The organism is Vibrio sp. EA2 (assembly GCF_033042495.1).
Taxonomy (GTDB): domain Bacteria; phylum Pseudomonadota; class Gammaproteobacteria; order Enterobacterales; family Vibrionaceae; genus Vibrio.
The window spans coordinates 211,352-235,667 of record NZ_JAWLID010000003.1 but is presented as its reverse complement, the minus strand read 5'-3'; the positions used below and the strand labels follow the sequence as shown (position 1 = coordinate 235,667).

Annotated in this window: 26 protein-coding genes; 9 read left to right on the top strand and 17 right to left on the bottom strand. The window is 45.3% G+C overall.

The window, feature by feature from the left end:
* Positions 1-4: 4 nt before the first annotated feature.
* From RXX31_RS09045 to RXX31_RS09035, 3 genes are all read right to left on the bottom strand, one after another.
* Positions 5-1,591, bottom strand: coding sequence for an AbgT family transporter (locus RXX31_RS09045; RefSeq protein WP_317588853.1), 1,587 nt, complete (start codon positions 1,589-1,591; stop codon positions 5-7).
* A 231-nt stretch (positions 1,592-1,822) separates the two neighbouring features.
* The gene (gene ykgO, locus RXX31_RS09040; protein ID WP_005380299.1) at positions 1,823-1,948 is read right to left on the bottom strand and encodes a type B 50S ribosomal protein L36; all 126 of its coding nucleotides are present in this window, start codon (positions 1,946-1,948) and stop codon (positions 1,823-1,825) included.
* Positions 1,949-1,961: 13 nt separating this feature from the next.
* Complete coding sequence (locus RXX31_RS09035) at positions 1,962-2,213, bottom strand: type B 50S ribosomal protein L31 (protein WP_317588850.1); 252 nt, start codon at positions 2,211-2,213, stop codon at positions 1,962-1,964.
* A gap of 123 nt (positions 2,214-2,336) precedes the next feature.
* Between RXX31_RS09035 and tsaA the strand changes: the two genes are divergently transcribed.
* The 4 genes from tsaA (at position 2,337) to RXX31_RS09015 (ending at position 5,460) form a co-directional block, all read left to right on the top strand.
* Positions 2,337-3,047 carry a tRNA (N6-threonylcarbamoyladenosine(37)-N6)-methyltransferase TrmO gene (gene tsaA / locus RXX31_RS09030; RefSeq protein ID WP_317588849.1) on the top strand — a complete coding sequence of 237 codons (711 nt, stop codon included), beginning with the start codon at positions 2,337-2,339 and terminating at the stop codon, positions 3,045-3,047.
* A 111-nt stretch (positions 3,048-3,158) separates the two neighbouring features.
* Positions 3,159-4,874: a proline--tRNA ligase gene (locus RXX31_RS09025; RefSeq protein ID WP_317588848.1), complete on the top strand. Its 1,716-nt coding sequence runs from the start codon at positions 3,159-3,161 to the stop codon at positions 4,872-4,874.
* Between the two features lie 188 nt (positions 4,875-5,062).
* The gene (locus RXX31_RS09020) at positions 5,063-5,269 is read left to right on the top strand and encodes a YaeP family protein (RefSeq protein ID WP_118119123.1); all 207 of its coding nucleotides are present in this window, start codon (positions 5,063-5,065) and stop codon (positions 5,267-5,269) included.
* Positions 5,269-5,460 (top strand): DUF4250 domain-containing protein, encoded by a 192-nt coding sequence (locus RXX31_RS09015; RefSeq protein ID WP_176291752.1) that lies wholly within the window; start codon positions 5,269-5,271, stop codon positions 5,458-5,460. The genes RXX31_RS09020 and RXX31_RS09015 overlap by 1 nt, the downstream gene beginning before the upstream one ends.
* Before the next feature lie 82 nt (positions 5,461-5,542).
* Here RXX31_RS09015 and RXX31_RS09010 read toward each other — a convergent pair whose 3' ends face one another.
* From RXX31_RS09010 to RXX31_RS09000, 3 genes are all read right to left on the bottom strand, one after another.
* The gene (locus RXX31_RS09010) at positions 5,543-6,907 is read right to left on the bottom strand and encodes a sodium-dependent transporter (RefSeq protein WP_317588845.1); all 1,365 of its coding nucleotides are present in this window, start codon (positions 6,905-6,907) and stop codon (positions 5,543-5,545) included.
* Between the two features lie 297 nt (positions 6,908-7,204).
* On the bottom strand, positions 7,205-7,948 hold the full coding sequence (locus tag RXX31_RS09005) for a YggN family protein (protein WP_317588843.1): 744 nt from the start codon (positions 7,946-7,948) through the stop codon (positions 7,205-7,207).
* Positions 7,949-8,009: 61 nt separating this feature from the next.
* Complete coding sequence (locus RXX31_RS09000) at positions 8,010-8,489, bottom strand: GreA/GreB family elongation factor (protein WP_317588841.1); 480 nt, start codon at positions 8,487-8,489, stop codon at positions 8,010-8,012.
* A 76-nt stretch (positions 8,490-8,565) separates the two neighbouring features.
* Here RXX31_RS09000 and RXX31_RS08995 point away from each other — a divergent pair, with 76 nt between their 5' ends.
* Positions 8,566-10,491, top strand: a complete 1,926-nt coding sequence (locus RXX31_RS08995; protein WP_317588839.1) for a RecQ family ATP-dependent DNA helicase — start codon at positions 8,566-8,568, stop codon at positions 10,489-10,491.
* 40 nt (positions 10,492-10,531) lie between these two features.
* Here RXX31_RS08995 and dinB read toward each other — a convergent pair whose 3' ends face one another.
* The 11 genes from dinB to bolA form a co-directional block, all read right to left on the bottom strand.
* Positions 10,532-11,596 carry a DNA polymerase IV gene (gene dinB, locus RXX31_RS08990; RefSeq protein ID WP_317588838.1) on the bottom strand — a complete coding sequence of 355 codons (1,065 nt, stop codon included), beginning with the start codon at positions 11,594-11,596 and terminating at the stop codon, positions 10,532-10,534.
* A gap of 133 nt (positions 11,597-11,729) precedes the next feature.
* Positions 11,730-11,963 carry a DUF2789 domain-containing protein gene (locus RXX31_RS08985; RefSeq protein WP_317588837.1) on the bottom strand — a complete coding sequence of 78 codons (234 nt, stop codon included), beginning with the start codon at positions 11,961-11,963 and terminating at the stop codon, positions 11,730-11,732.
* Positions 11,964-12,083: 120 nt separating this feature from the next.
* On the bottom strand, positions 12,084-12,317 hold the full coding sequence (gene nqrM / locus RXX31_RS08980; RefSeq protein WP_005436655.1) for a (Na+)-NQR maturation NqrM: 234 nt from the start codon (positions 12,315-12,317) through the stop codon (positions 12,084-12,086).
* Positions 12,318-12,339: 22 nt separating this feature from the next.
* A complete protein-coding gene (locus RXX31_RS08975) occupies positions 12,340-13,344 on the bottom strand; it encodes an FAD:protein FMN transferase (protein WP_317588834.1) in 1,005 nt (334 codons plus the stop codon).
* Between the two features lie 269 nt (positions 13,345-13,613).
* Entirely contained in the window at positions 13,614-14,837 is a 1,224-nt protein-coding gene (gene nqrF / locus RXX31_RS08970) for an NADH:ubiquinone reductase (Na(+)-transporting) subunit F (protein ID WP_317588832.1), read from the bottom strand.
* A gap of 33 nt (positions 14,838-14,870) precedes the next feature.
* Entirely contained in the window at positions 14,871-15,467 is a 597-nt protein-coding gene (nqrE, locus tag RXX31_RS08965) for an NADH:ubiquinone reductase (Na(+)-transporting) subunit E (RefSeq protein WP_317588831.1), read from the bottom strand.
* Positions 15,468-15,474: 7 nt separating this feature from the next.
* Entirely contained in the window at positions 15,475-16,107 is a 633-nt protein-coding gene (locus RXX31_RS08960; RefSeq protein WP_237315166.1) for an NADH:ubiquinone reductase (Na(+)-transporting) subunit D, read from the bottom strand.
* Complete coding sequence (locus tag RXX31_RS08955; RefSeq protein ID WP_317588830.1) at positions 16,107-16,892, bottom strand: Na(+)-translocating NADH-quinone reductase subunit C; 786 nt, start codon at positions 16,890-16,892, stop codon at positions 16,107-16,109. Before RXX31_RS08955 ends, RXX31_RS08960 begins: the two co-directional genes overlap by 1 nt.
* Positions 16,882-18,126, bottom strand: coding sequence for an NADH:ubiquinone reductase (Na(+)-transporting) subunit B (locus RXX31_RS08950; protein WP_317588829.1), 1,245 nt, complete (start codon positions 18,124-18,126; stop codon positions 16,882-16,884). Before RXX31_RS08950 ends, RXX31_RS08955 begins: the two co-directional genes overlap by 11 nt.
* 5 nt (positions 18,127-18,131) lie before the next feature.
* Positions 18,132-19,472 carry a Na(+)-translocating NADH-quinone reductase subunit A gene (locus RXX31_RS08945; protein WP_317588828.1) on the bottom strand — a complete coding sequence of 447 codons (1,341 nt, stop codon included), beginning with the start codon at positions 19,470-19,472 and terminating at the stop codon, positions 18,132-18,134.
* Positions 19,473-19,942: 470 nt separating this feature from the next.
* Positions 19,943-20,251, bottom strand: a complete 309-nt coding sequence (gene bolA / locus RXX31_RS08940; protein WP_237315170.1) for a transcriptional regulator BolA — start codon at positions 20,249-20,251, stop codon at positions 19,943-19,945.
* Between the two features lie 277 nt (positions 20,252-20,528).
* Between bolA and RXX31_RS08935 the strand changes: the two genes are divergently transcribed.
* From RXX31_RS08935 to RXX31_RS08920, 4 genes are all read left to right on the top strand, one after another.
* The gene (locus RXX31_RS08935) at positions 20,529-21,683 is read left to right on the top strand and encodes a methyltransferase (RefSeq protein WP_317588827.1); all 1,155 of its coding nucleotides are present in this window, start codon (positions 20,529-20,531) and stop codon (positions 21,681-21,683) included.
* Between the two features lie 42 nt (positions 21,684-21,725).
* Positions 21,726-22,295, top strand: a complete 570-nt coding sequence (locus RXX31_RS08930; RefSeq protein WP_317588826.1) for a YajG family lipoprotein — start codon at positions 21,726-21,728, stop codon at positions 22,293-22,295.
* On the top strand, positions 22,295-22,840 hold the full coding sequence (locus RXX31_RS08925) for a peptidylprolyl isomerase (protein ID WP_317588825.1): 546 nt from the start codon (positions 22,295-22,297) through the stop codon (positions 22,838-22,840). Before RXX31_RS08930 ends, RXX31_RS08925 begins: the two co-directional genes overlap by 1 nt.
* 70 nt (positions 22,841-22,910) lie before the next feature.
* Complete coding sequence (locus RXX31_RS08920) at positions 22,911-24,263, top strand: AmpG family muropeptide MFS transporter (protein ID WP_317588824.1); 1,353 nt, start codon at positions 22,911-22,913, stop codon at positions 24,261-24,263.
* The last annotated feature ends 53 nt before the right edge of the window (positions 24,264-24,316 follow it).

The window sequence follows — 24,316 nt, the reverse complement described above, 5'->3', positions numbered from 1 at the left end:
TAAATTAAGGCGTGTAATACGTCGCCGCGCCAGGACCTACCGGTAGACCAAATACGAAGACCCATAGGTAGAACAGCACACTCCAACCTACGATAAAGCAGATTGAGTAAGGTAGCATAGTCGCGATTAACGTACCGATACCCAGGTTCTTCATGTAGCGAGTTGCAACCGCTAGGATCAGACCAAAGTAGCTCATCATTGGTGTGATGATGTTGGTTGTCGAGTCACCGATACGGTAAGCCGCCTGAATGGTTTCAGGAGCGTAACCCACAAGCATAAGCATTGGTACGAAAATTGGCGCTGTTACTGCCCACTGTGCCGATGCAGAACCGATCATCAGGTTAATAAAGCCACACATTAGGATGAATGCGAAGAATAACATTGGACCAGTCAGACCGATGCTTTGTAGGAAATCTGCACCCGCAACGGCGAATACCTGACCAAAGTTCGTCCATTTAAAGAAAGCAACAAACTGAGCAGCGAAGAATACCAGTACGATGTACATGCCCATAGAAGACATCGATTTAGACATCGCATCGATAACATCACGGTCAGTTTTCATTGTGCCTACCACTTTACCGTATACAAAGCCAGGAATAGCAAAGAATACGAAGATGAAAGCAACAATACTTTTCAGGAATGGTGAACCTGCAATAGTACCCGCGTCAGAGCGTAGAACACCGTTTTCTGGAACGATTGTCCAAGCCAATAGTGCTGAGACTGCCAGAACAGCAATACCTGCTATTTTCAGACCTTTCTTCTCTAGGTCTGTCAGACCACCCATTTTGTCATTAGACAAATCTTCTGCGGCTTCTTCTTCATTGTACTTGCCAAGTTTTGGCTCAACGATTTTCTCAGTAACAAACGCACCAGTAATCGCAATGAAGAAAGTAGACACAAACATGAAGTACCAGTTTACTTCTGGGCCTACCGTGTAGGTTGGGTCGATCATTTGCGCTGCAGTTTCAGTGATGCCTGAAAGCAGTGGATCAACCGTACCGATAAGTAGGTTTGCAGAGTAACCACCAGATACACCAGCAAATGCAGCAGCAAGACCAGCAAGAGGATGACGACCTAATGAGTGGAAAAGCATGGCTGCCAGTGGAATAAGTACCACGTAGCCAAGCTCAGATGCCGTGTTTGAAATGATACCTGCAAAAACGACCGTCACTGTAACCATGCGCTGAGAAGCACCCATTACCAGACCGCGCATTGCAGCAGAAAGTAGGCCTGAGTATTCCGCGATAGCAACACCAAGCATTGCTACTAGTACCGTGCCTAACGGAGCGAAACCAACAAAGTTCTTCACTAAGTTAGTAACGATAAGTTGTAAGCCATCAGCATTAAGTAAGCTGACAACGTGGATCATACCATCCGCGGAACGACCACTTGCACCCTCTGGACGAGGGTCCATTACTGAAACTTCGAAGTAACCAGCTATACCCGACATCACCAAAATGGCTAAACAGAAAATGGCAAATAGTGTGATCGGGTGGGGTAATAGGTTCCCCAAATATTCGACAGTATCTAAGAAACGCGTAAAAAGCGGCTTCTTAGGCGTGTTTTGTTTAATTGAAGCAGATGAACTCATCTGTTCCCTCCTTGTTTTTATTCCTATGCAAATGTGACAAAGATGTCAAAAAGCGAGCGAAGGGTACTTGAGAGAACAGTCAATTAAAAGTCAAAAACGTTACAAATTGTAAAATATAGACAAATTTTCAACTACTTTAAATAACAAAGGTAGTTTTTTTATCCTTAAATAATGCATAAATCAACACTATCAATTAAACAAGGTGATAATCAACCGCAATAATATATATTGCTACTTTTGCACAGCCTTGAATCTCGGGTTAGTTTTACAAATGACGTAGAGGCGTCCTCTGCGCTTCACAATCTGGCAATCAGGGTGGCGGCTTTTCGCGCTCTTTAATGACTTAACCACTTTCATCTCTTTCTCCTTATTAATGAGTAAATTGCCCAAAACGACGATTAAAGTTAGCGATCCGCCCTTCTGCTTGGACCACGCGCTGTTTACCGGTGTAATACGGGTGAGATTCTGACGACACATCTAAAGTCATATAAGGGTACGTTTTACCATCTTCCCATTTAATGGTCCGGTCAGTTTTAAGGGTTGAACCAACAACAAAATATTTATCTACGCTGGTGTCGTGGAATACCACCGGGCGATATTCAGGATGAATGCGTGATTTCATCGTATTTTCCTCTCAAGACAACTGTTATGTTATAACATTTTAATTAATAATCATTATCAAAAAGAAAAGCAAGAGAAATTTGTGATATTTTTTCTGCTAAACGAATTGTTAAAGATGGTCACTATGTATTCCATTGAGCCAATTGGCATCATTGAAACGCCTTACAAAGAGAAGTTTGCGGTCCCTCGCCAGCCACGTTTAGTGCCTGCAGCAACAGCAAGAGTGAAACTTTTAGGAGAAGCAAATAACCCTGAAGCAGTCAGGGGGTTAGAACAGTTTTCTCATGTGTGGTTACTGTTTCTGTTTGATCAAAATTTAGAGGCAGGCTGGAAGCCAACAGTCAGGCCGCCACGTTTAGGTGGCAATGAAAGAGTCGGTGTGTTTGCTTCTCGCTCTACTTTTCGGCCAAATGGTATTGGTATGTCGGCGGTGGAAGTAAAGGGAGTCACCAAGCAAGGTGACCAAATCTATCTAGAGCTAGGCAGCGTCGATTTGGTTGATGGCACACCGATTGTCGACATCAAGCCCTACATCCCCTACTCGGATTCGATTCCAGATGCGCAAGGAGGTTATGCGGGGGAAGAACCCGAAAAGGCGCAGGTCACTTTTTCCTCGCAAGCACTGTCATCACCAGCATTGGCGATGGTAAAAAAGCGATACGATACTGATCATGTACTGTCAGTGATCGAACAAGTCTTAGCGCAGGATCCTCGTCCGGCGTACAAGAAAAACAAGCCGGACAGCAAAGAATATGCGGTAAATTTGTTCGAATTAAACGTCAAGTTTACGGTTACAGACAACTTAATCACGGTTACCGCGATCGAAAGCTTTTGACAGAGCGATTTGGCTGATATTATAGGCGGCTAACAAATTTCCCATTGTGGGACCTTCATACTCTCGTCGGTACTGACATGAGTAACTAACTTAAATAAACGGATAAATTTAATGCGTACCAGTAATTATCTTCTTTCTACTCTGAAGGAGACTCCAAACGACGCAGAAGTAGTGAGCCACCAGCTCATGCTACGTGCAGGTATGATCCGTAAGCTGGCTTCAGGTCTATACACCTGGCTACCTACTGGTCTACGTGTGCTGCGTAAAGTCGAAAACATCGTTCGTCAAGAGATCGACAATGCAGGTGCTATCGAAACTTTGATGCCCGTTGTTCAGCCGTTTGAACTTTGGGAAGAGACAGGCCGCAGCGAGAAAATGGGTCCTGAACTGCTTCGCTTTACTGACCGTCATGAACGTCCGTTTGTTCTTAGCCCGACCGCTGAAGAAGTGATCACCAGCTTGGTGCGTAACGAGGTAAACTCTTACAAACAACTTCCTCTGAACCTGTACCAGATCCAGACCAAATTCCGTGATGAACGACGTCCACGTTTTGGCGTAATGCGTTCTCGTGAGTTCTCGATGATGGATGCTTACAGCTTCGATATCGATAAAGAAGGTCTGCAAAAGACATACGATTCGATGCACGATGCCTACTGTAAAGCATTCGATCGTATGGGGCTGGATTACCGTCCAGTCCTTGCAGATAGCGGTGCCATTGGTGGTAGCGGCTCTCAAGAATTCCACGTACTGGCTGAAAGTGGTGAAGACCTTATCGCCTTCTCTACAGAGTCAGACTACGCAGCAAACCTTGAAAAAGCAGAAGCATTGGCACCAGCCGATTCTGCTCCAGCGCCAACTCAAGAGATGACGCTGGTAGACACACCAAATGCGAAAACCATCGCGCAACTGGTAGAACAACACGGTCTTTCAATCGAGAAAACCATCAAGACACTGTTTGTTAAAGCGTCTGATGAAGTTGATGCACCGATCATTGCCCTGCTTGTTCGTGGCGACCATGAACTGAACGAAGTAAAAGCTGAGAACCTTCCACAAGTCGCAGCTCCATTAGAAATGGCGACAGAAGAAGAGATTCGTGCTCTTGTCGGCGCAGGTCCAGGTTCACTTGGTCCGGTTGGCCTTAAACTGCCATTCATCGTTGATCGCAGCGTCGCGGTAATGAGTGACTTCGGCGGCGGTGCTAACATCGACGATAAACACTACTTCGGTATCAACTGGGGTCGCGACGTGGAACTTGGTCAGGTTGAAGATCTACGTAACGTTGTTGAAGGTGACCCAAGCCCGTGTGGTAAAGGTACCCTGCAGCTTAAACGCGGTATCGAAGTCGGTCACATCTTCCAGCTAGGTAAGAACTACTCTGAGAAGATGAACTGTGGTGTGCTTGGTCCAGACGGTAAAAACGTTATTCTGGAGATGGGCTGTTACGGTATAGGTGTTTCACGCGTTGTTGCTGCGGCAATTGAACAGAACCACGATAAGTACGGTATCATCTGGCCAGACGCGCTTGCACCGTTCCAGGTAGCAATCGTACCGATGAACATGCACAAGTCAGAAGAAGTGAAAGAAGCGGCTGAGAAGCTGTACGCAGAACTGACCGCAATGGGTATCGAAGTCCTATTTGATGATCGTAAAGAACGTCCAGGCGTTATGTTCTCTGATATGGAACTGGTAGGCGTACCGCATACTATCATTATCGGCGATCGTTCAATGAAAGAAGGTAACTTCGAGTACAAGAACCGTCGTTCTGGTGAGAAAACAGCAGTTGCAATGGCTGATATCGTTGAGCACATTAAAACTCAACTTCAGTAACAACTAAACTGGTCTTATTGCTTGAAAGGGTTGGCTTCGGTCAGCCCTTTTTTATACTTATAGACTCCCCCATTGATTAAACCATGCTCAACACCACCCACAAATTGAGGCAAGACAAGTCTCTGCTTTGAGTTTCAAAACGGCTATGTGTATATTTGACAACAGTTATCACTTTTAAGGATTATGCAATGCAAGTATACGGCTGTTGTGAATTGGTTCGTGAGCTTTACGCTCAAATCGGCAGTGGCGATCAAGCTTATGTGCCTCAAGCAATTTCTTGTGCATTAAAAGCGCTGAATGACGTTGCAGCAAACGAGTCACTACCGCAAGAAACTCGTGAAGCAGCAGCATTTGCTGCGGCAAACTTACTGATTTCTGATTTTGAGGATAAGTAATGAATCTGGCGAACTTTGAATCTATGGATCCTGTGATGCTGATGAGCATCGTCAACATGAAGCTGCGTGATGATTTCGGCGGTGATTTGGATAAGCTAGTAGCTTTCTTTGATATTGACCGCTCAGCGCTGGAAGCAAAGCTGGCAACGGCGGGTTTTGACTTTCTTCCGGAAGCCGGTCAGTTCCGTTAATACGTTAACTAACCACAACAATACAAACAAGGGCTTGATGATCGATCATCAAGCCCTTTTCTTTTATCTCTGAGTCAGTCGATTATCCGAATGAAGCCCAGATAACGGTAGCCACAAGCACCGGACAAACAAACTTCACGTAAGCTGGCCATACTTTACCAAACCAGCCTAGAGTAAACTCTGGAAAGCCTTGTTCAAGCTCTTTAATCTTCGAGTTACGGCTCCATACCCAGCCACCAAACAGACAGAACAGTAACGCCGCCGTTGGTTGTAAGTACTGAGTCGCCACGGTTGCCACCAAGCCGAACATAGCGCCGAAGTTATACACAATCACGACACTGAATAGAGCAATCAAGCCACCAAGAACCCAGCTGGTTCCGCTGCGTTTGGTATTAAAGCGTTCACTTACCAGCGCGACCGGACACTCAAGCATCGAAATTGATGATGTCAGCGCGGCAATGGTCAGTAGTAAAAAGAACACGATCGCGAATAACTGGCCAAGTAAGCCCAAGCTATCAAACATCAACGGCAGTACAGTAAATACCAACGTATCTGAGCTAAGGAGCGAACCATCTTCTGCGTAAATCTGCACGCCTTTTTGCATGGCAACAAACATCGCAGGCATGACAACCAGACCAGCGATAAAGGCCACGGCAGTGTCCACTAGAGTTACGTTCATCGCCATTTTAGGCAGGTTCTCTTTCTTACTTAAGTAAGAACCGTAAATCAGCATTGAACAGCCACCAATGGTCAGAGAGAAGAAGCCCTGACCCATTGCAGCCAGGATAAGCTTTCTGTCCCAAATCTTGTCAAAATCCGGTACAAGGTAGTGTTTAAGGCCTTCCATCGCGCCGTTTTGCGTCATGATGTAGACAAACAGCAATGCAAACAAAACGAACAGTGCTGGCATTAAGCGTGTTGACCACTTTTCAATACCTTGTTTAACGCCACCTTGTACGATCAAAACAGTAAGAATATAAAAAGTAATCGTACCAAACAGATTGCGCTCTACACTGAACCCTTTGAACCAGGCAGTAATGGCTTCCAGACCCATGATGTCTGTGATCGCGCCAAGTAAAAAGCAGATCAACCAGCCACCAACAATAGAATAAAATGCAAGTACCGCACTTGGTACACTCAGGCCGATCCAACCAACCATGCCGCCAAATCTTTTACCGACAGAGTTATGGGTCAACGCACGCATACTGTCGACAGGGTTCGCCTGGCCATGACGACCAATCGCCATTTCAACCACAAGCATTGGAAAAGCAACGATAAGAATCATCACTAAGTAAACTAACAAGAATGCACCGCCACCATTACTGGCAGCTTGCGTAGGGAAGCCCCAAATATTTCCCAGGCCCACTGCCGCACCAGCTGCAGCTAAAATGAATCCGAGACGAGAGCCAAAATGCTCGCGAGGCTGAGAAGAAGTTTGTTGTGTCATACCACTCACACAATATATCAATGAACTAGCTAACTAGTACATTATAGAAATATCAACTAATCAGCAAGAGGAACCAGGTTAAATACTCGACAACAAGAACAATCAGCAGACATTCGGTTTGTAAAGTATTACGTACATCTCAATTTTTTCCGTCGTAATACAAGTCACCGTCATTAAATGTTGAGAGATAGAGGAGAATAAATGCTTGAGAGCAAGGCATCAGGTTTATGGGGAATTTAGGCGATTACTTTTAGTAAGAGAGCGCACGTCGGCGCTCTCTTTGATTATGTGCAGAGTTTAAATGGTAAAGACTCGATAATCTTTCAACTCAGGGATTTTCCTCAGGACGTTTTCCTCCTGCTCTGCCATATCATCCAGAGAGTCACACATTTTTTCTGCTTTCTGCTCTATGCCTTTCGAGTGTTCATTGATGCGTTGTTCCACTTTAGCACTCAGCTCCGCCATACTTTCAGACAGTGCCGTCAGGTTAAGACCATCTTCTTCTTGCATCTTCTTGGATAGTGCCTCAAACGCACTGGCTAAGAATTCTTTGTTGAAGATCTCCTGAGCTTTAGCAAAATCGTCTGTCCAGCTTTGTGTCATCGATTCAAAGCTTTCCGCTGGCAGAATAAAGTCACCGTCTTTGTAGTAGCGAGCTTCTACGTCGGCAAAAAACGCTTGTACTGAAGCTTTCACATTATCAAAAGCACCAGGGGCATCCAAACTCTCAGCGACGTCATCAATGATGGCATTTGCCAGTTCTAAACCATCACTCGCTAATTGTTTAGCCTGAGGGATGTATGCATTCATGTTCTCACGGTAGCCTTCAATCGCCGCTTTCTGATCGGCATCGAGTTCGACTTGCTCCCCTTTAATAAACAGGTTGTTTTGTTCATCGACAACCGCTGTATCACCAGTGGATTGATGAATTTCCAAACTCTGTCCATCCATACGAACTTCATTGTTGATGTCCACACGACACTGCGCTGTATAGCCAGAAGCACTCACTACCAGCAATGAAAGTGTAAGAAGTTTCTTCATGTCTTTCTCTTTTATCCAACTTTACTACTGTTAAACATAACACTGGGTTATAGATTTGATGTCAGAAAACCGTCACCACCGAATAACCCATTGTTTTATCGCCAATTTTAACATCAACATCCTCCCCTTCTTCTTTCCCTACCAGTGCTCGACCAAGTGGGGATTTCGCCGTTAAGACAAAGACGTGCTTACCTTGCCACTCCACCGTTAAACCACCAGAGCAAGGGCCGATGAAAAAACACTTTTCATGCAAATCATCGTCTTCGAGCAAGACAAAAGCCCCGACGCCAATCGGTGCATCCGTAAAGTCTCGAATGACTAGCGAACGGTACTGCTGCAACTCTTGTTCACTCTCCTGAACGCGCATTGCCTGACCATGAGCAAGGTAAGACGCCTCTAACGCCAGTGTGTCGTACTTGTGTTCAGGAACAGTCTCTTCATCCGTCGCGGCATCGATGGCTCTTTGGGTAGAAGCGTGCGCAATTTGCAGCTTTTCTTCTAACTGCTGAGTGATAATTTGGACTAACTCGGCTTTGTTCATACTTTTTGGACGCGCGTTATACAATCAGGATATGTTAATGTGCTCTAGTTTATCATCAAAGAAAGGTTTCCCTATTATGCAAAGTCTACCATTTCAGCAAACTCTTCAATCTGTGTTTGGTTTTGACTCATTACGCTCTGGTCAGCAACCAGTCATTGAAGCAGTCATGAATGGGGACTCTGCAGCGGCCATATTTCCAACCGGTTCAGGGAAATCACTTTGTTATCAGTTGCCCGCAACGCAACTGCCAAATCTGACGCTGGTGATTTCGCCACTCCTTGCGTTAATGAAAGACCAGCTTAACTTTTTACAAAGTAAAGGCATTGCGGCCGCGTCAATTGACAGTAGCCAAAGTCGGGAAGAATCTCAGCAAGTAATGGCAGGGGTGAAAAATGGTCAGATAAAAATTCTAATGATTTCAGTCGAGCGGCTCAAGAACGAACGATTCCGTGAGTTTATACGCCAGATCCCGATATCACTAATGGTCGTAGACGAAGCACACTGTATCTCTGAATGGGGACATAACTTCCGTCCCGATTACCTGAAGCTACCGCAATATCAGAGTGAGTTGAATATTCCTCAAACTCTGTTGCTTACTGCTACGGCAACACCTGCAGTTATTAACGACATGCAGCAGAAATTCAATATTGCCAGTAAGAATATTACCGTCACGGGCTTCTACCGCCCAAACTTGGATATCTCAGTCATTCCGTGCACAGAATCCGAGAAACAGACCCAGCTTAACCGCATCGTCGCGACACAACCTACCCTGCCAACCATTGTGTATGTGACTCAACAACAAACTGCCGAGCAGGTGGCAAAAGCGCTTATCCACATCGGAATTAACGCCCATGCTTATCATGCTGGGATGAAAAGCGACGTTCGAGAACAAATTCAGCAGCAATTTATGCAGAGCCAAATTGACTGCATTGTGGCGACGATCGCGTTTGGTATGGGCGTGGATAAGTCAGATATCCGCCGTGTGATCCACTTCGACCTGCCGAAATCAATCGAGAACTACGCACAGGAAATTGGACGGGCAGGACGTGATGGTCAACGCTCTGAATGTATTCTCCTCGGCAATACGTCTGGCTTAACCGTACTGGAGAACTTTGTTTATGGTGATACGCCAGAGCGCACCTCTATCAGGTATGTTTTAGAGCAAGCCCGGGAACATGCTCCACAGTGGGAAATCGTGCCGCTGCGCCTGTCTCGTGAAAGTAATATACGTCAGTTACCACTTAAAACCCTGCTGGTGTATTTGGAGTTAGAGAAAGTCATCGAGGCGAAATACAGCTACTTTGCCGAGTATCGCTTTAAGTTTCTCCAAGACCAGCAATTTATCCTTAATCAGTTTCAAGGTGAAAGACGCCAGTTTGTAGAAGCCATATTCACCTGCTCAACAAAAGCTAAAGTATGGTGTCAGGTAGATTTAGACGCACTCTGGATGCACTATCAGTCAGAACGAAGCCGAGTCGTCGCCGCACTGGATTACTTTCATCAAAACGGCTGGATTGAATTGGAGAGTAAACAATTAACCGATGTGTACGCGGTTCTTCCGACTCAACAAAGCTCGGAGACGCTGGAACAACACCTTTACGACCTGTTTCAATCTAAAGAGCACAAAGATATCGAGCGTATTCATACCATGCTCAACTTGTTCCAATCGTCAGATTGCTTAAGCTATCAGCTCGCACACTACTTTGCGGATCACAACGCGCCGACTCAATGTGGTCATTGTTCGGTGTGTCGCGGACAAGTGGCTGCGTTTCCGGCTCAGGAAAATGAAATCCCCGAGCACAAACAGATCGTCTCCTGGGTGAACGAGTTTGTGCAATTATCTCCAACAGCAATCAGTAATGAGGCCGTAGCCCGATTCTTATGTGGGATCAGTACTCCGCTTATCAGTCAGCTTAAAGCGACGAAAAAGTCCGGCTATGGCGCAATGGCGAATGTATCCTTCGATAAAGTCATCGAACAGGTGAGTAAAGTCCGAGCTTAAAGAAATGGTTCGGAATAGGAGCCGGGCTTAAATACCGTCCTTAGAAAAAACTAAGCTGACGAGCTTGAACTTCAGGCTTGAGCATCACACTCAGGCCTAAAAGGCGTATTTCTCTCCCTTGCTGACGTTTGAGCACGTCTCTCAGCAATACCTTGAAGTCATTTAGCTCAAGCTGAGGGTAGATGTGTTCTATGGTTGTCAGCTGAAAATCAGCAAACTTCACTTTTATGCCTTGCTTGACGATCGACTTATCCGGGCTTGCGCGTTCGAGGCGCTTTTCGAGTTCCGGAAAAAGTTTGCTCTCAATGATCTGCCAGCATTCGTCGTAAGTGGATATATTCTGGCTAAACGTGCGCTCGACTCCGACAGACTTTCGCTCCCGTTCAACCACCACTTCTCTGTCATCAATTCCCTGACTCCGTTTCCATAGCGAAGCACCTTGACGGCCAAACCGACGCAGCAACTCTCGGTAATCACTGTTTTTAATGTCTTCACAAAGGTAGAAACCCGCTTGATGCAGTTTTTCCAAGCTGACTTTGCCCACACCCGGAATTTTCTCCAATGGTAATTTGTCCACGACTTGCTGAACTTTGTCGGGAGGGATCACAAACTGGCCATTGGGCTTGTTCATATCTGATGCGACTTTCGCCAGAAACTTGATTGGAGCGACACCGGCTGAAGCGGTCAAGCCAAGCTCATTCCAGATATCACTTCGAATGGCTTCAGCAATTAATGTCGCGGAGCCATGACAAGCTGTTGCATCCGTCACATCTAAATAGGCTTCGTCGAGAGAAAGCGGTTCTATGATAGGGGTATAGCGCTCAAAAATAGCTCGGATCTGCTGAGACACTTGTTTGTAAATGTGCATCCGTCCGGGTACGACTACAAGATTAGGGCACAGTTGTAACGCCCGGGCAGTGGACATCGCACTGCGCACACCATATTTACGCGCTTCATAATTGCAGGTACTAATGACCCCACGCTGCTTCTCATGGCCACCGACAGCCAGTGCAATGTTCCGGTAGTTTGGGTTATCTCTCATCTCTACGGCAGCATAAAAACAATCCATATCGACATGAATAATTTTTCTGATTCGCTCTGACATAACCCATATCACACTGTTTAAAAATACAGTATAGATAAATTCATGCGCGAAGAAAATGAAAGTTTAGTCACTTAACTGACCGCCAAATCCATAAGGTTCGATAAGCCATTGACTGGCCAGTTATTATATTAAGCTAGTCCCTCAACATGACGTCTAGCTGATCGACTAACTCAGCCCAGTCAGCGTCTTCCTCTATTGCCTGCTTCAAGAAAGCTGACTGTGAATTTGTCCAAAAACTCGCTTCATATATCGGTGCTGAGTCGCGTTTATGTCGATGATTATTCACAAAGTCTTTAATTTCCCTTGGTGAACTGCCCAAGCCAAGCTGCTCAAACAACTCTGTCATACCATGTTGATGCATTTCCATATCTGCCTCCTAACAGGAATACTTATCAAGAGTATATACCCTGTCTGGCTGACGATAAAAAAATAACCCAGCCGAAGGCGGGTTATTTAAATTCGATGATTGTGCGACAACCTTACCGAGTTATGCGATACGGTCTTTTTCCCAAGCTGCCAGCTTTTCTGCGCGCGCGGCTTCACGGGCTTCTCGCTTTTTACGAGCGTCACAAGGCTCTGGGCAGTTACACACTTTTTCAATGCCTACGGCACCAAGACCGCCACAGCTGCCCTTCACCACTTTTTTCTGAAAGATATAGCCGACTGCCATTGCCGCAATAACAGCGACAAACACAGCAAATGTAATTAGAAATGTACTCATACAAACATGCTCACTTCTGTTGTTATTTGTTCATAAACGGCTTGTAGGTTTCTGAAGCCAGTTCTTTAAAGCCATCATCCGTCTTAACGATCATGAAGGCTGGAATGTTATTTTCATTCGCGATAGCCATGCCTTTGTCTTCACCCAGCACCATTAAGCCAGTTGCTAGGCCATCAGCAGTCATCGACGATTTATCCAATACCGTAACAGACACAACTTTGTGATGAATAGGTTTGCCTGTTTGCGGATTTATAATATGAGAGTATCTCACACCATCGCTCTCAAAGTAATTACGATAGTCACCACTTGTTGCAATTGCCATATCACCCGGCTCGATAATTTCTTGAATTGAGCGTTCGTCGACGGTCGGTTTTTCAATAGCAATACGCCAAGGAACACCTTCTCGGTTCACCCCTTTTAGACGCATTTCACCACCAACTTCAACCATATAGTTATCAACACCTTCAGATTGCAGATAGTTAGCAATAACATCAACTCCCCAGCCTTTAGCGATGGTAGAGAGATCAACGTACAAATGTGGGATATCTTTCGACAACTTGTTCCCATCGACAGTTAAGTGATGAATACCGGTATTCGCTTTTCGCTCCGCGAGCTCTTCGTCTGAAGGAACCACATCCGGACGAGCTTCCGGGCCAAAGCCCCATAAGTTGACCAGTGGACCAACCGTTACGTCAAGCGCACCTAATGTCAGACCGTTTAAACGAATCGCTTCTTTCACGACCGTCGCTGTTTGTGTCGATACCTCAAACGGTTCACTCGTCTGGTGTTGATTGAAACGACTCAGTTCGGAATCTTTACGATACGTCGACATCTGGTCATTCACTTCCTCTAACAAACGGTCAATTTCCGTTTGCAGCGCTTTAGGATCAGGGATTCCATCTTGCTCAATGTATTTGATGTTGTACGACGTGCCCATCGTCGGGCCACTTAAATGAATTTGCTCTACAGGCTGTTCACAACCAGCCAAAACCAATAGAGAAGCGAATGCAACAAGCCACTTTTTCACTTGTTTACTCCCATTGTTGTTGAATTGATATTGAAAATGGATCGGTGAGTCTCAAACCCATTGCCAATATCAACTGCTGTTTATGGTTTATTACTTACAAAAAACAATGGCTGACTATAGTTAGCCAGCCATTTCATACGTTTAATTTCCAGTAGTTGGAGTTGTAGCTAGGCGGTAAGTAAACCCAATCCTATGAGCATAGATCGACTATGTGATTTCAGGTTGGGTTTATGAAACCAACAACGCTACAGCTTCAAATACGCCGAAATTTAGCCGCCAAAGTCATCAAGTAGGATGTTCTCATCCTCAACACCTAGATCTTTCAGCATGCCGATAACCGCTGCGTTCATCATCGGTGGACCACACATGTAGTACTCACAATCTTCAGGCGCTTCATGATCCTTCAGATAGTTTTCGTACAATACGTTGTGGATGAAGCCTGTGTAACCATCCCAGTTATCTTCTGGCATTGGATCAGATAGCGCACAGTGCCAAACGAAGTTGTCGTTCTCTTCTTGTAGGCCATCGAAATCTTCTACGTAGAACATTTCACGTTTAGAACGCGCACCGTACCAGAAAGACATCTTACGCTTAGAGTTCAGACGCTTAAGTTGGTCGAAGATGTGCGAACGCATTGGAGCCATACCAGCACCACCACCAACGAATACCATTTCAGCATCTGTATCTTTAGCGAAGAACTCACCAAATGGACCAGAAATCGTACACTTGTCGCCTTCTTTAAGAGACCAGATGTATGAAGACATGATACCAGGTGGTACATCAGGATTATTAGGCGGCGGCGTAGCGATACGCACGTTCAGCATAATAATACCTTCTTCTTCTGGGTAGTTAGCCATTGAGTAAGCGCGGATTGTCTCCTCGTTTACTTTAGACTCATAGCGGAACAGGTTAAATTTGTCCCAATCTTCGCGGTACTCTTCTGGTACATCGAAGTCAGCGTATTTCACGTGGTGAGCAGGTGCTTCAATCTGGATGTAACCACCAGCACGGAAAGGTACTGATTCGCCATCTGGGATTTGTAGCTTAAGCTCTTTGATGAATGTCGCTTTGTTATCGTTAGAGATAACCGTACATTCCCACTTCTTAACGCCGAAGATTTCTTCTGGAAGTTCGATGTCCATGTCCGTTTTCATTGCAACTTGACATGCCAGACGTTCACCTTCGCGAGCTTCACCTTTAGTAATATGGTCAAGTTCAGTCGGTAGAATGTCACCACCACCAGATTTAACTTTTACGCGACACTGACCACATGAGCCACCGCCACCACAGGCAGAAGAAACGAATACACCAGCGCCAGCAAGAGCGCTAAGTAGTTTACCACCTGGTTGTGTAACGATCGCCAAATTAGGGTCGTCGTTCACAGAAATTGTAATGTCACCTGTTGGTACAAGCTTAGACTTAGCGAAAAGAATCACTAGTACTAGAGCCAGTACGATCAGAGTAAACATCACTACACCAAGAATAATGTCCATTGACTATTCCTTAATTGTTGCGGTTTACCCGACTTACAGTTGAACACCAGAGAAAGACATAAAGCCTAACGCCATTAGACCTACAGTGATGAACGTGATGCCTAGACCACGTAGACCTGGAGGTACGTCAGAGTACTTCATCTTCTCACGGATACCTGCAAGAGCAACGATTGCTAGCATCCAACCCATACCAGAACCGAAGCCGTAAACAACAGATTCAGCAAAGTTGTAGTCACGCTGTACCATGAAAGATACACCACCGAAGATCGCACAGTTTACTGTGATCAACGGTAGGAAGATGCCTAGCGCGTTGTACAGAGGTGGGAAGAAACGGTCTAGAACCATTTCCAGGATCTGTACAAGTGCTGCGATTACACCGATAAAGGTGATGAAGTTTAGGAAGCTAAGATCGACACCTTCAACTAGAGCGTTTTCTCTCAGTACTAGGTTGTAAACAAGGTTGTTTACTGGCACTGCGATAGTCAGTACAACGACAACCGCTACACCTAGACCAAAAGAGGTCTTAACCTTCTTAGATACCGCAAGAAACGTACACATACCTAAGAAGAAAGACAAAGCCATGTTTTCGATGAAAATCGATTTAACTAACAGACTAATGTAATGTTCCATGACGTCCTTACTCCTTCGCTTCTACTTGTTCTGGTTTCAGAATACGGATTACCCAGATAAGGAAGCCGATTAGGAAGAATGCTGATGGCGCTAGAAGCATCAAGCCGTTTGGCTGGTACCAACCACCGTTGCTCACTAGAGGTAGGACTTCCATACCAAATAGTTTGCCTGAACCGAATAGCTCACGGAAGAAGCCAACAGTGATAAGAACGAAACCGTAACCAAGGCCGTTACCGATACCATCGATAAGAGATGGGATTGGCGCAGATTTCATTGCGAATGCTTCAGCACGACCCATTACGATACAGTTCGTGATGATAAGACCTACGAATACCGATAGCTGTTTAGAGATATCGTATAGGTAAGCTTTAAGCACCTGGTCTACCACGATTACTAGCGATGCGATGATAGCCATCTGAACGATGATACGTACGCTGTTAGGAATGTGGTTACGGATTAGAGATACCGAGAAGTTAGACAGAGCAGTTACAAACGTTACTGCCAGCGTCATAACAAACGCAGTCTCTAGCTTAGTAGTTACTGCAAGCGCAGAACATACACCAAGAACCTGTAGCGCGATTGGGTTGTTATCCAATACCGGCGCTAGAATGCTCTTTTTAACATTTTGTGCACTAGACATTAGTTCAGACCTCCGTCACGAACTTTTGCTAGGAATGGACCAAAGCCCATATCGCCTAACCAGAAGTCAAATGTGTGTTGAACACCGTTACTAGTTAGTGTCGCACCTGATAGGCCGTCAACACCATGCTCAGAACCTGCTGGCGCACCACCTTTAACCACTTTGATAGCTGGTTGGTGGTTTTCGTCAAACAGTTTCTTACCATCCCATTGAGCGCGCCAAGATGGGTTTTCAACTTCACCACCAAGTCCAGGAGTTTCACCCTGCTCGTAGTAAGTCAAACCTGTCACAGTGTTACCATCGGTAGAGACTGCAACAAAGGCGTACATCATTGACCAAAGTCCCTTACCGTGCATAGGCAAGATAACTTTTTCGACTTCATCTTGATCTTTAACTAGGTAAACCACTGCTGTGTTAGCGCGGCGGCGAATGTCAGCTTTGTCTTCATCTGCAGATAAAGCGATAGATAGGTCTGCGTTTTTAGCCGCATCGCGCTGATCAAATTCAGCGGCGCTTGAGCCATTAGCAGCCGTTTCGACAAAATTACCCGTTTCTAGATCAACCAAACGTGGTTCAATGTATTGTGCAAATAGCTCAGGTACTTTCTTACCTGCTGCATCAATGCCCGCAACTTCAACGATCTTAGATTGCTTATCTAGTACAGCGTTAGCTTTTTGCTTATCGCGTAGACCTACTGCTGCTGTTGATACGATGATTGAACAAACAAGGCTCAACCCGACAACAACACCCAGCGTCTTTTTAATGCTGTCGTTATTACTTGCCATAGCGTGCTTGTCTCCGCTTGATGTTCTTCTCGATAACTAAGTGGTCGAACAGAGGTGCAAACAGGTTCGCGAATAGAATCGCCAGCATCATACCCTCTGGGTACGCTGGGTTAACTACACGAATAAGAACACACATTACACCGATTAGAGCTCCGTACCACCACTTACCTTTGTTAGTAAATGAAGCAGATACAGGGTCTGTCGCCATAAAGAACATACCGAATGCAAAACCACCCAGAACTAGGTGCCAGTGCCATGGCATGTTGAACATAGGGTTAGTATCAGAACCGATCACGTTAAACAGTGTTGATGTCGCGATCATACCAACCATTACACCCGCAATGATGCGCCATGAAGCGATTCGCATGTACACGATCATCGCTGCACCGATCATCAGAGCAAGCGTCGATACTTCACCAATTGAACCTGGGATGTTACCGATGAAAGCGTCCATCCAAGTGATAGGAGCACCAGAAACTGTGTTTACAAGCGCACCGTTACCACCTTGAGCCCATTGGCTAAGCGCAGTCGCACCAGAGAAACCGTCAGCAGCAGTCCATACTACGTCACCCGAGATTTGCGCTGGGTATGCGAAGAATAGGAATGCACGGCCTGCTAGAGCAGGGTTTAGGAAGTTACGACCTGTACCACCGAAGATCTCTTTCGCAACAACAACACCGAAGGTAATACCTAGTGCCGCTTGCCATAGAGGTAGTGTTGGCGGAACGATTAGTGCAAACAGGATAGAAGTTACAAAGAAACCTTCGTTCACTTCGTGCTTACGCACCATACAGAACAGTACTTCCCAGAAACCACCAACGATAAACACCGTTGCGTAGATAGGTAGGAAGTAAGTCGCACCGAGTAACATCTTACTGCCAACGCCTGCATCAGCGGAGATGGTTCCGCCAAACATTTCAGTCAGCCAGTAGTGCCAGTTGCCTGCAACTACTGCCGCTAGTTGGTCACCAGCGTGTAGGTGAGTCAATGCTGCGATAGCTTGGCCACCCGCGTTGTACATACCCCAGAACATTGCTGGGAATACCGCGAACCAAACCATGATCATGATACGTTTTAGGTCAACGCTATCACGAACGTGTGAGCTTTTCTTTGTTACAAGACCCGGCGTATAAAACAGCGTTGCTGCTGCTTCATATAGGGCAAACCACTTCTCGTGTTTACCACCAGGTTCAAAGTGATGCTCGATGTCTTCAATAAACTTTTTAAGAGACATGAAAATTACCCTTCCTTCTCGATCTTATCTAGGCATTCACGCAGTAGTTGACCGTACTCGTACTTACCAGGACAAACAAAGGTACACAATGCTACGTCTTCTTCGTCTAGCTCTAGAGCGCCAAGTGCCTGAGCACTGTCAGTGTCGCCAGCACATAGATCACGAAGTAGCAGAGTAGGCTCCATATCTAATGGCAATACGCGCTCGTAGTTGCCGATAGGAACCATTGAACGATCACTACCATTCGTCGTCGTTGTCATGTTGAACAACTGACCTTTGAACAAGTGACCAAGGAATGAGCGAGTTACAGAGAACTTGTTCTTACCAGGCATTGCCCAGCCGAACAGCTCTTTTTCATAACCTTCACGTAATACAGAAACCTGCACGTGGTAACGGCCTAGGTATGCGTGAGGACCAGTTGCATGTGTACCTGTTAGTACAGAACCAGAAATCACACGAACTTCACCTGGCATTAACTCGTTGTCTGTTACGTCGTCTAGGCTAGCACCTAGCGTCGTACGAACTAAACGAGGGTTATTTACTACTGGGCCAGCCAGAGAAATAACACGATCAGTGTAAAGTTCACCTGTGAGGAACAACTTACCGAACGCGATAACGTCCTGATAGTTGATGCTCCACGCCACATTTTCAGCATTCACTGGGTATAGGAAATGCATGTGGGTGCCAGCAAGACCTGCTGGGTGAGGGCCATCGAAGACGTGTTCTTCAATGTTAGACTGTGAAGAGCGTGGCAAGCTAGTGCCAGATTTACATACGTAAACCTTGTCTTCTGTCAGGGCTGAAAGAATGTCTAGACCAGCAACGAATGCTTCTTGTTGCTCGTTAATTATCAACTCAGGGTTCGCTGCGAGTGGATTAGTATCCATTGCAGTTACGAAAATCGCCTTAGTTGAAGACTCGATTGCTGGAACCTTGCTAAACGGACGAGTACGTAAAGCGGTCCAAAGGCCAGATTCAACCAGTTGAGTCTTGATCACTTCACGATCCAGACCTGAAAGTTGAGCGGCTTCGAACTTATCGAATGTCACCTGCTCTTCACCTGCCACTTCAATCACTACAGATTGAAGGACACGTTTAGCGCCACGGTTAACTTCGATCACTTTACCGGCTGCCGGTGCAGTGAATTTCACGCCAGGGTTCTTCTTGTCTTCAAAAAGAACTTGCGCTTTTTTCACTTCATCACCAACGCGGACATGCATGGTTGGACGCATGCCAACGTACTCTTCGCCAAGCAAGGCGACTTTTTTGATGGTCTTACCATCATTAATCACCTGGGATGGAGTTCCTGCGATAGGAAGATCCAAGCCCTTCTTTATTGTAATCATACGCACTTGCACTACTTTTATCGGGAAAAAGATTCTTTTGATTGCGTAACTTTTAGACACGACATTAGTGTCCGGTTTCAGTGTTGTTTTAAACACTGAAATCGCAACATCCTATTAAAAATCTCGTTACAAGAAATGGTCGAGATTTCTCAGGTGCAATATTCTAGCATTTTTTAGGAACTTGATGCCATGACCAATCCTAAGAATAGAGCGGTTATTTAGGTGGAATAAGGTCTAAAAGCTCAAAGAATACTCATAACTTTGACCAATCGCACAAATACAATATTCCACATATATCGTATGGTAAAACCACATTCACCAGCTGAAACAATCTTTGATTTTCATTCATATGTTGAAACACTGTTAACGTAATTTCTTTAACTTGGCTTACCCTATTCTGTAGTTTTACGCTTGATAAAACGAAAAAAAGATGGTTTTCACCACCTTTCTAAAATTTATTGTAAACGGCGCTAGTGGCCACCACCGACACACATAGGGCTATCTGGCGCGCCATTTTGCTCACTCTTCCACTCTTCATCGGTGTAAGTATGAATCGCTAACGCGTGGATGTGATTATCTAGCTCATCAGCGAGAATTTGATGTACCTGTCGGTGTCTGCCAATCAGTCTATGTCCAGCAAACGAATCGCTGACAACAATCACTTTAAAGTGACTTTCAGAGCCCGGCGGTACATTGTGCATATAGCTTTCATTGATAACCTTTAAATAGCTCGGTTGCAGCTCACTATGCAACTTTTTCTCTATGATTTCTTGGATCATATTCGTTCCTCATCGATTCGAATTTCATAAGTATATACCCAACTCACCGTAACTTGCAGCATCCATAAATACAAACTCACACTGTTGAGGTACTAGTCTGAAAAATTAAATCCTAACCTCAATAAACGCAATAGTTTAACACTCAGAGTTGATTCATGTCTGAGCCGATGACTACCGCAAATACAAGTAAACTCAAAATTTAACAGCTTTTTGTATCTACGCTTGCCATCATTTGCGACAATAATCGCTAGTTTATCGAATCAACCTACGTTTACTTATGAAAACCGAACTGAACCTTCACGGTAGAAGCCTAACCCTTCACCGCTTCCCTAAGCGTTCCAACGAAACACTGCAAGCTTGGGACGCTGGTGATGAGTATCTGATTAATCATGTTGAAGAACTGGCGCTAGCCGATAATCAACATATTGTGGTTATCAATGACAGCTTTGGCGCTTTGGCTTGCTGGTTTTCTGAAAAACATCGTGTGACGTTGATGAGTGACTCCTTTATTTCTCATAAAGGCGCTCAGCAAAACCTTGAATTCAATCAATGCAGAGAAGTGACGTTTCTTAGCACGATGGACGAGATACCAGCAGATGCTGACCTAGTTCTGCTGCAACTGCCAAAAAGCAATCGCCACCTAACCTGGATACTTAGCCAGCTCAGAAAAGTACTCCCTGAGTCATGCCCGGTTATTGCCGTTAATAAAGTCAAAGAGATCCACACTTCGACGCTCAAACTTTTCGAAAAGTATCTAGGTGAAACGAAAACGTCCCTTGCCTGGAAGAAGCACCGCCTGGTTTTCTCCCAAGCCAATGCTCAGCCAATTGTCGAGGTAGACCCGATTACTGCGTGGAGTGTGGATGGCGAGAACATTCAGCTCAAAAATCTGCCAAATGTATACTCAGGCGAAAGTTTAGACTTGGGTGCCCGATTTATGTTGCAGCATATTCCTCAAGATGCTTCCATCAATCATATTGTCGATCTTGGGTGTGGCAACGGCGTACTCTCAGTAAAAGCAGGCCAGCTAAACCCTAATGCTCGCCTGACTTGTGTCGATGAGAGCTTTATGGCGCTGGAATCAGCTAAGCAAAATTTATTGGATAACTTAGGAGAAGGACGAGATATCCAATGCATCGCTAATAACTGCTTAGATGGCTTTGAACACGATAGCTGTTCACTGATCATGTGCAACCCGCCATTTCATCAACAGCAAGCCATTACTGATCACATCGCCTGGCAGATGTTCTGCGATTCAAAACAAGTATTGAACCAAGGCGGACAGTTACTTGTCATAGGGAATCGACACCTAGGCTACGATGCGAAGCTCAAACGTCTATTTGGTGCCAACAATGTGAAACTTGTCGCGTCTAACAATAAGTTCGTGATTTTACAGGCAACAAAAAATCCTGCTAAATTGAACGCAAAATAATAAAGCTCGGTACTGAGCAAAATATTTACAAGGAACAATCAAATGAAAAAATTGCTACTCGCGGCTTCAGTTGCATTGCTGGCTGCTTGTTCAGCCCCTCAACAGGTACAACTGAACCTGATGCCTGAAAGCACTCTTAGCACCAATCCTATTGTACAAGGCAAGACCTACAGTTTGATCAGTAAAGACGTACGCGCCGCTCAGTACGTTGCCTTGGTAGACAATGGTCGCTCGAATATCCTTCCTCTCCACGCGAAGCAAAACTTACGCATCACTTTAGAACAGGCGTTGGAGCAACAGTTCTCATCTCAGGGTTTTCACTCCGACCTGAACAGTAACAATGTGATTGAACTTAAAGTGCAGGAAGCCCTGGTAAACGTGAAGCATTCGGTCATGGATAAAGAAATGGATGCTAAGGTTGTGTTAGAAATTACCGCCGAAAACCCACAAGGGCGATTAGTGAAAACGTACACCGGCAGTGCAAAGCGCTCCGGCACTTTCAGCGCTTCAGATTCTGACATCGAGCAAACCTTAAATGATGTTATTGACCTGACGCTGAAAGAAATCGCTAACGACCCAGAACTTCGCAACTATATGCAGGAGCGATTCTAATGATACGCAAAGCTATTCTTTCTCTGGCACTACTAAGTTGTAGTGTTTTGGCCGGACCTAAGGTCGCGTTCGAAACAACACTGGGCTCATTTACGGTTGAATTAAATGAAGAGAAAGCGCCAATATCGGTGGCTAACTTTCTTAAATATGTCGAAGACGGCAGCTACGAAGGCACCATTTTCCACCGTGTGATACCGGGCTTTATGGCGCAAGGTGGTGGTTACAACCAAGAGATGCAAAAGGTTAATACCTATGAGCCAATCAAAAATGAAGGTAACAATGGCTTAAAGAACGACCAGGCGACCATCGCCATGGCTCGAACCAATGCCCCTGATTCAGCGACACGCCAATTCTACATTAACCTGGCGGATAACGACTTCCTCAACTACACCGCTCGACCACCGGGTTATGCCGTCTTTGGGCAAGTTACCGAAGGCTTTGAAGTCATCCAAAACATGGCAAAACAGCCAACATCTTCATCGGGCCGGATGCGTGACGTACCAGAAACTCAAATCGTTATAACTAAAGCTACATTACTCAAATAGCCACAACCATAAACCCTTTGAATATTCGAAGGGTTTTCTCTTTAAACGGCGTCATTAATTGGATTAATCTATGTCTTCATTGCCTTCCATCACTTGGTTGGAAACGGTAAAAAGTTACCTTGATAAACGTTTGTTATGGGTCTTTATGCTGGGATGCTCAAGCGGTTTCCCGTGGGTATTGATCGGCTCTAATATGTCTGGGTGGCTTAAAGATGCAGGCTTAACCCTGTCTGCTATTGGTTATTTTGGTAGCGTCTTTGCCGTATATGCGATTAACTTTCTTTGGGCACCTCTCGTAGACCGAGTTAAGCTCCCAGTGTTGTACCGCTTACTGGGGCAGCGACGCAGTTGGATTTTCTTTTGCCAAAGTATTGTGCTTGTCGCCACCATACTCATTGCCGATGTAAACCCGGCAGAAAACCTGGCTTTTGCCTCCCTTTTAGCCCTGTGTATTGCAACCGCATCGGCAACACAAGATATCGCTATCGACGCATTTCGTATTGATACCTTTCCAAAATCAGAGGCTTCTAAACTGCCTCAGGCTTCTGCCATGGCGGTCATTGGATGGTGGACGGGTTACTCATTACCGGGATATTTAGCGTTTATCAATGCCGATAGTATTGGCTGGAATGGCGTTTACTACGGAATGGCGCTGATTGTTGTTATTTTAATGGTATTTACGCTGTTGGTCGGCGAACCAAAAACACAACGTGATCAGCTACAGTCTGAAGCAGAACAACGACATAAAGAGGTGGTCGGTTCACGGATTGTTGCTTGGTTTACCGTCACTGTCGTCGAACCGTTTCTTGATTTCTTCAACCGAAACGGCGTGCGCGTCGCGATAACCTTATTGTTATTCGTGTTCTTGTTCAAAATTGGCGAAGCCTTCTTAGGCAGGATGTCGATTGCCTTCTATAAAGATATCGGTTTTAGTAATGAGCAAATTGGCTACTATTCCAAGCTAATCGGCTGGGGTGCAACGATATTCTTTACCTTAGTAGGCAGCATGTTCAATGTAAGGTTTGGCCTGGTTCGTGGTCTGATGATTGGTGGTATCGCTATGTCAGCAAGTAACCTGATGTTTGCCTGGATAGCGTCAGTCGGTCCCAATGAGCATTTGTATTTAGCCACCATTATTGTCGATAACTTTACCACGGCGTTCTCTACTGTGGCGTTTGTCTCGTTCTTAACCTTACTGACCGGGCAAGCATTTTCAGCAACACAATATGCTTTACTGGCGTCCTTAGGCAACTTTGGCCGAACCACACTGGCTTCGTTTAGTGGTGAATTGGTGGATTACCTTAATGACTGGAGTACCTTCTTCATCCTGACAGCGGTTATGGTGATACCTAGTTTGATCATGCTGTATTCGCTACGCCACTACTTTGATGACCTGCTAGAAAAAGCACGCCATAAACACTAAACCTCCAGAAACGAAGAACCACCGCAAAAACGGTGGTTCTTTTTAATACAACA